The sequence below is a fragment of the Streptomyces sp. NPDC001933 genome, assembly GCF_042890955.1.
Classification (GTDB): domain Bacteria; phylum Actinomycetota; class Actinomycetes; order Streptomycetales; family Streptomycetaceae; genus Streptomyces.
This window is the reverse complement of record NZ_JBIASS010000077.1, coordinates 1-7,469: the sequence shown is the minus strand read 5'-3', so window position 1 is coordinate 7,469 and position 7,469 is coordinate 1. Positions and strand designations below refer to the sequence as shown.

At 67.9% G+C, this 7,469-nt stretch carries 3 protein-coding genes and 2 pseudogenes; 3 read left to right on the top strand and 2 right to left on the bottom strand.

The window, feature by feature from the left end:
* Positions 1–450: 450 nt before the first annotated feature.
* Together ACFYY7_RS44770 and ACFYY7_RS44765 are read right to left on the bottom strand one after the other, a co-directional pair.
* On the bottom strand, positions 451–867 hold the full coding sequence (locus tag ACFYY7_RS44770; RefSeq protein WP_388672042.1) for a DUF6221 family protein: 417 nt from the start codon (positions 865–867) through the stop codon (positions 451–453).
* 489 nt (positions 868–1,356) lie between these two features.
* Positions 1,357–2,391, bottom strand: a complete 1,035-nt coding sequence (locus tag ACFYY7_RS44765) for an SGNH/GDSL hydrolase family protein (protein WP_388672039.1) — start codon at positions 2,389–2,391, stop codon at positions 1,357–1,359.
* An 800-nt stretch (positions 2,392–3,191) separates the two neighbouring features.
* Between ACFYY7_RS44765 and ACFYY7_RS44760 the strand changes: the two are divergent.
* The 3 genes and pseudogenes from ACFYY7_RS44760 to ACFYY7_RS44750 form a co-directional block, all read left to right on the top strand.
* Positions 3,192–4,382, top strand: a pseudogene (locus ACFYY7_RS44760) (IS110 family transposase).
* A gap of 687 nt (positions 4,383–5,069) precedes the next feature.
* Entirely contained in the window at positions 5,070–6,563 is a 1,494-nt protein-coding gene (locus ACFYY7_RS44755) for a helix-turn-helix domain-containing protein (protein WP_388672036.1), read from the top strand.
* 348 nt (positions 6,564–6,911) lie between these two features.
* Positions 6,912–7,469 (top strand): annotated as a pseudogene (locus tag ACFYY7_RS44750) (transcriptional regulator); the annotation flags it as partial.

The following is a 7,469-nucleotide window of genomic DNA, read 5'->3' as shown; positions in this document are numbered from 1 at the left end:
GTCGATCTCGGCCAGGCGCAGCTCTTCGCGGGCGTCGAGGTAGTCCGCCGATTCACCGGTCAGTCTGGTATGCCGCAACATCGCGTCCTCCTGGGTGGCCGTCCCCCCGGTCCCCAGTCCGGATCATGAGCTCCCAAACTGGTTTTTTGAGTCTATAGCGTCCACGGTCCGCCGACCCGCTTCGCCATCTGGGACGAGATCACCGGCGCCACCGACCAGCCCATCGCAGCGTAGGCCAGGCCCCCGCCCGACCCCTACACACCCTGACGCGTCCTCAATCGATCAACACCGCACCAACGCGACAACGTCGTCGGCGGAGCAGTCCGTTGAGCTGGTCGAAGACTCCGTCCTTCTGCCATGCGGCGAAGTATCCGTAGACGGTTTCCGGCAACCGAGTAGCGGAGCAGCCAGCAGCGCGGGTTGGGACGTTCTCCACGGTAGGCGCCGGGGCTACGGCCGCCACGGGGCGTGGTAGTCGGGGTGGTCCGGGTGGTCGACGTAGGGCAGGGCGAGCAGGCGCACTGTGGCGCAGGGGTAGTAAGGCCCGTCGCCTCCCACTTCACAGACCATGCATACGTCCCCGTCCACGTGCTCCGTCGTTCCGGGTTGGTGCCGGTCGATGATCTGCCGCTTGGCTTCGACCTCGCGCAGGACGCGGGCCGGGTCATGGCGGGCGATGTGGGCGGCATGCTCGTCATCCGTACTGGGCTTGTGGGTGACCATCATTCCGGCGTCGTCACTTACCAGTCCGCTTTCCGAGCCGTGGTCCAGCCAGCGGAGCCCGTCAGTGCTGCCGCCTCCGGCGGTGCGCGCCACGGACTCGTCCTCGTCGAGCCTGTCACGAAGGAACTGCATCAGGTCGTCCATGGGGCCATCCTCTCGTGGTGGTAGATCCGGGGTGGGCGGATCAGTAGATCGGGGTAGCCGAAGTAGTTGATCCGCAGCTAGACGGGGGTGGTAGACCGTCAATCGGCCTTCTGCGCGCCCTCGGCTGGGGAGGGCCTCAGGAGGTCGTCGCACTGCACCCCGTACGCAACCCGGCGGGCCGGTCAAGGGGTGATGAGGACACATTGGCGTCGCACCCGTGCGCCCCCCGCCGAGTTCGTCCACTTCACCATCACCCAGATCGCCGGCCAGAGCGGCACGATCACCTGACGGCCCAACTGTCTGCCCCGCCCCGGCGGGGCAGACAGCATCCAAGCCTGCTGAGCTCAGTGATGAATGAGCCAGCCGTCGGTGGGTCCTGTGAGATGAGGCAGACGACCCGCGCGGCGTTTCCGTGCACCACACCTGTTGCACCCGCTACGGTCGTCCCGACCGCTGGCCGAGGAACACCGGCACGGGCCGCGTGCCCTCCTACCGGTTGAGGATCTGCTCAACCTTGTCGGCGACCTGCTCGGCCTGGATGTCGCGGCCCTTGACGTTGGGGTGCGCGTACCAGGGAAGCTTCTGGCCCTCGCCGATCTGGGAGTCCTCCAGCAGGCCGCCGACGCCCCGGTCGGCGCCGTCGCACGCGGTGTTGCTGCCGGTGCGGGCATAGAGGTCGACGAAGTCGGCGCCGCCTTCGGCGTCGGCGGTGGCCTTCTTCATGACGTCGTTCAGCCGCTTCTGGATGGCGTCCAGGATCGGCAGGGCGTCCTGGGGGATGTCGGCGAGCGGCAGCTGCGTCTGGCCGGGCGCCGCGGTCAGGCACTTGGTGGTGTCCTCGGGCACGAGCCGGGGGTAGCCGACCAGGACGCGCTTGGCGTCGGGGGAGAAGTAGCCGATGCGGTCGAGCAGCTCCTCCAGGTCATATCCGACCTGCTCGAACTGACCGTCCAGCCACTGCTTTCCGTCCCCGGATTCGAAGAACTCACCGCACTTGGAGGCCGGCTCGTCCTTGTCCACCGGCTCTCCCGGCAGCAGAACGCCTTCCGTCCGGAGCTTGTTGGAACACTGCTTCAGGATGCGGTTGAAGCCCAGCGTGTTGCCGCCCAGGCTTCCCACCGTCAGCTGGGTGTCCTGCTTGAGCGCGTCCTGCTGCGGCGGGACCTTCATGCCGCCCAGCAGTTCCTGTTCTTCCCAGAAGTTCCGGACGGTTGCGCCTCCGCAGGAGACATCCGACTGGACGTCGAGCGTGATGCCCTTGTCCGCGAGACGCCGGGTGGCGACGGCCGGGTAGTTCTCCTTCGCCTGGAAGCAGAAGATCCTGTCGTCCTCCTGGAAGGGTGCGATGCCGAAGTTGGCGGTGTAGGAGTCGCCGAAGAAGACGGTCGGCACGGGATCGGCGGGCGCCGCACCGGCGTTTCCCGCCGGGCCGGCGAGCGCCAGGCAGCTGCCCAGCGCGATGGCCGCGGCGGCCAGCCGCCGTGCCACCGGAGTTTTCGTCGTCTTGCGCATGGCCGAAGACATGAATGTGCCCTGTCGTCAAGGCCCACGAGAATGGGCAAGTCAGCTGGAACGCTTAGTGAGCATTCACGCACGAAGGGTGACTAGTCAAATGAGTGTGTACGCCACCCAGGCGCTTCCGACAGGCCCTCGCACGCGTCCATCCCCTCCTGTTCAGCAGGACGTTAAGGAGACACGACCTCAGGCGGCCGGGCCCGCCCCGACCACAGACCCGACCACCGCAGGCCAGGGCCAACACGCTGCTCCTGGACCACGATCCCAGCCGCCGCGCCGGCACCCCGTTGCACGGGAGTCCGGCGGCCAGCAGGTCGGTGATGCGCTGCCCGTACGATGACCGGCGTGACCGCCCGCCGCGCCCTTGGCTCCGGCCCCCAGGCCCCCGCGCCCAGCATCCGCGCCGCCCAGGCCAACCTGCTCGACGCTCTCCCCGGAGAGCGCCTGTCCGACCTCGACGAACTGCGAGCCCGAGGCGTACTCGGCACACGCCCGGCGTCCGCCTCTGCCCCCGTGGCGGACCCTCGGAACCGGCGGCCGCGCCGACAAGGAACTGCCCCACCATCCCGCCTGATTGCCTGTCCTACCTTTCAAGCGCGGGTCGCGGACGGTCATTCGTAAGATCGTCGGGCCCAGGGGTTCCGGGTATGGCTCTGAGTGCCTCGCCGCACGATGGCTTCAGAAACTTGGCCGCCCGGAGCCCCGCGTCGACTCGACCGCTGATTGGGAAACGCGACGCGATCGTTCTGTAGGACAGCGCCGGCGAGGTCGTCTGCGGGTTCGGTGAACGACGAGCTGACGGAGGGGCCGTGCCAGAAATCTGGGCCGGGGTGGACATCGGCAAGGAACATCACCACTGCGTGGTGGTTGGCCCAGAGGGCGAACGGTTGCTGTCCCGGCGGGTATTGAACGACGAGCAAGCGTTGCTGGAACTGATCCGGGACGTCTTGGCCCTCTCGCAGGACGCGCTGCGGGCGGTGGACATCAACCACGGCGGAGCTGCCTTGTTGATCGGTCTACTGATCAACCACGACCAGCCGATGGTCTACCTCACCGGCCTGGCCGTACACCGAGCCTCGGCGGCCTACCGCGGCCAGGGCAAGACCGACGCGAAGGACGCCTTCGTCATCGCGGACCAGGCCCGCATGCGGCGAGACCTCGGAGCCCTGCGACCCGGCGACGAGATAGCCGTTGACCTGCGGATTCTGACCACACGCCGCAACGATCTCGTTAACGACCGCACCCGGCAGATCAATCGCCTGCGCGCCCAGCTGCTGGAGATCTTCCCCGCACTGGAACGTGGGCTCGACCTGACGAATCAGGGGCCGATCCGGCTGCTGACCGGCTACCAGACCCCGGCAGCGATCCGCAGGGCAGGGGCCAAGCGCATCGAGACCTGGCTGAAGAACTGCAAGGTCAGAGGTGCCGCCTCGATCGCCCAAGCGGCACTCGAAGCCGCCTAGGCTCAACACACCTGTCTTCCCGGCGAGAAGCTGGCCGCGGAGATGGTCGCCCGCCTCGCCAAGGGCATCCTCGCCCTGAACGGGGAGGTCGCCGAGCTTGACGCGCTCATCAAGGCGCGGTTCCACGACCACCCTCACGCGACCGTGATCCGTAGCATGCCCGGCATGGGTCCAATGCTCGGCGCCGAGTTCATCGCCGCGACCGGCGGCGACCTCGATACCTTCGGCACGGCCGACCGCCGCGCCACGTTCGCCGGCCTGGTGCCAGTCCCACGAGAATCCGGCCGCGTCAGCGGCAACATGCGCCGGCCTCATCGCTATCACCGCGGCTTGCTCAGAGCCTTCTACATGTCCGCCATGGCCAGCATCCGGTTCTGCCCCGTCTCGCGCTCCTACTACGACCGCAAGCGCGCCGAGGGCAAGAACCACAAGCAAGCCGTACTCTCTCTCGCCCGCCGTCGAGCCAACGTCCTCTGGGCCATGATCCGTGACGGATCGTGCTATCAGCCGTCACAACGTGTCATGGCGTCGGCTTGACAACGACATTGGGAAGTTTCTGACCCGGCCCGACGCGCAGGTCAGTGAGGAGGAGCGGAAGAAGTGCGGGGCCGTCCGTCCGGCCCTGGGCGCCGGACGGACGGGGGGCACGGAGTTCCTCGTTCTCCCGCGCCCTACGAGCCGCCGCGCGGGCGTTCTTCGCCCAGATCCCGATGGGGTGCCCGTCCCGTACCCGCGGTGGTCGGAGGAAGTAGGCGCCGGTGCACCGCAGCGTACGTGCGAGCGACCCCACCCTGTCTGTTCCTGCGCCTATCGAACTCGGCCATAGTGCTCAAAGTGGTGGCTGAAGTGCTCAAAGTGGTGGCTGAAGTGCTCAAAGTGGTGGCTGAACAGTGGCACCTGCCTGGCTGGTTCTCGCGAAGTCCCGGCTGGACTGACCGGCGCTCAGTACGGTGCGGACCATGGCGAAACGAGGGGCAATGAGCGGCAGGCCCACCCTGCCGCAGATGGAAATCGCTAAGCGCGTCCAGCCCGGACAGGACACCATTGGCGCCGACGCTGTTGGACAGCGCAGAGGTGCAGCGGGCCCCCGGAGCCGTCCATCGACGGCCACGCGAGAACTCGTGCTGGCGAGCACAGGGTGCCGGGGATGGCCGATGTGCGGGCTATGCCCCGGACACGGTGAGCCGGAGAGAAACGGCCTGTCGGGCAGAGGAGCATGGATCCGTGGCGGATGCCGGAGCGCAGTGGCAGGTCGGAGTCCTGGAAGGGCTGTTGCGGGAAGTCAGGCTTCAGTCGTCACGCGGGGTCGGGCCTGACGTACGGAAGGTTCTCGAATGGCTGCACCGGCAGACCGGCGTCCACGTCGCGCTGGTCACCGACGACGCAGGCACGATCGAGTCGTCCACGGCAGGCTTCCCCCACGAGGTACTGGGGCCGCTCGCTCCGCTGCTGGTACGCATGTCCGGCGGGCAGCTGGCTGCAGCCGTGACCCAATCCGGTGCACTGCACGTGCGATGCGAGGCTCTCGGGCCACACGAACCCCGTCCGGTCCTGGTGGTGGCCGGCCCTTCGAAGCCGACCCCGGATGCGATCGCGCTGATCTCGCACACCGGCAGCGTCCTCACACTGCTGCGCCGCGCAGGGCGCAGTGATCGCATCTGGCACGACTACCAGCACACGACACACCAGTTACGGTTTGCGGTGCTGTCCGCACTCCTGTCGGGGGAGCCGATACTGGCCCGGCGGATGACCACCGGCGCCATTCCGCCGCTGTTGGACGCCGACCGGCTGCGGCTCTACCTGCTGCAGTGCCCGCCGGCAGACCGCGACAGGATCGTCCGGACCTACCAGGACCCTTCCGGCTACCACGGCTCAGGCCTGATGGTGCAATGCCCGGTCTTCAAGCACCACATCATCTGCCTCCTTACCGATGACGAGGAACCAGACGGCCCCGGCAGGCAGCTGCGTGGTCACGCTGAGACCCTGCACCGTCTGGTACGCGACAACCCGCGCTACGCGATGGGTGTCAGCGGCAGCCATCCTCTTCACGCGGCGGCCGAGGCCTACAGCCAGGCAGCCCACGCCCTGGCCGCCGCCCCCACCGCACCCGACCGCGTGGCCTCCTACCACGGCCGGACTCCACTGGAAGGCGTCCTTCCCCGCCAGGCATCCCAGGAATGGGCCCGCACACTCCTGCGACCGCTGGACACAGCCACGAAGACCAGCACCGACATCACCCGCCTGACCATGAACATGCCCCGCGCCGCCGTAGCCAAGCTCCTCGGCCTCAGCCGCAACACCGTCACCGCACACCTCAAACGCACCGAAGCATCCCTCGGCCTCAACCTCACCGACGTCCACTGCCGCGCCACCGTCCACCTGGCCCTCGCCCTCAGCAGCGCCTTCCCCACCCCCGAACCCGACTACGACCAACCACTCTCCACCCTGGACGACCTGCTGCGCACCGAACGCGCCGCTGCCTGGGCCGCAGCCACCCTCCGCCCCCTTCAGGATCGGCACCGCCGCACTCTCCAGGCATGGATCGACGCCAACACCGACGCACAGCACGCTGCCCGCGCCCTGGGCATCAGCCGCAACACGATCCGCACGCACCTGCGCGAGGTTGAGTCCGTCCTGGGCCTCGATCTGCTCACCGCCGGCACCGGCATCCACGACGTCGTCCACGCGCTCCACATCGCCGACATCCGGGCCGTCTGAGCACCGTGCACAACCCGCACCCGACATTGAGCACCGTGCACACTGGTCCAAGAAAACCGCACGCCCTAACGTCTTAAGGGTCGGCCGGCCCGTTAATACGGGCCGGGCCTGCCGGACAATTCAGAGACAGAAAAACCGGGGCGCTCGGATCAGAAGGCAGACCACCACAACCGGGGCCGCCACGGGGGGCAGCCCACGGTCCTCGACCAACAGCTCTACAAATGCTGCAACGCTGTCGAGCGCTGTTTCAACAAGTGAAGCAGTACTGCGCGATCACCACGCCCTCCTTCAGCAACGTACTGCTGGACCTGGAGCGGTTCCGCACCAGCTCAGCACAGAAGCCGTGGGATGAGTCTGCTGCATCACGCCGTCAATGGGGAACTCATGCTCCGTATCCACTTCACCGACCGGGACCTGGCGAAGGTCCACGTGGCAACCGATCCGTTATGGGACACGGTGCTTGCTGTGCACCAGCTCAGCGCGGGCGGCGCGGCGGCCTTCTCCGTCTGGCGGCGCCGCGCCGCGGCCGCAGTCACGGGCGCGCAGCTGGCGGCCGACGTGCGCATGGTGCGGTTGCTCGCGCCCGAACGGGCGGGATACTTCCCGGACTTCCTCACACCCGCGTCGGGGCGTGACGGAATGCGTGCCGGCCTCGACGAACTGTGCCGCACTCCGCACCGGCGCCTGGCCGACGAACTCACTACGGCGTTCGCCCGCCACCATCAAGTCCCCGACTGGATCCATGAACTGGCCGACGGACGTGCCAACCGCCTCGACCGGTTGGCCCTGGCGATGGGGCGCATCCACCGTTCCGTCGTCGCGCCCGCCTGGAGCTGTGGCATGGCCGCCGTGGAGACCGACCGGGCGATCCGACTGCGGGCACTGCGCGACCGCGGAGCAGAGGGA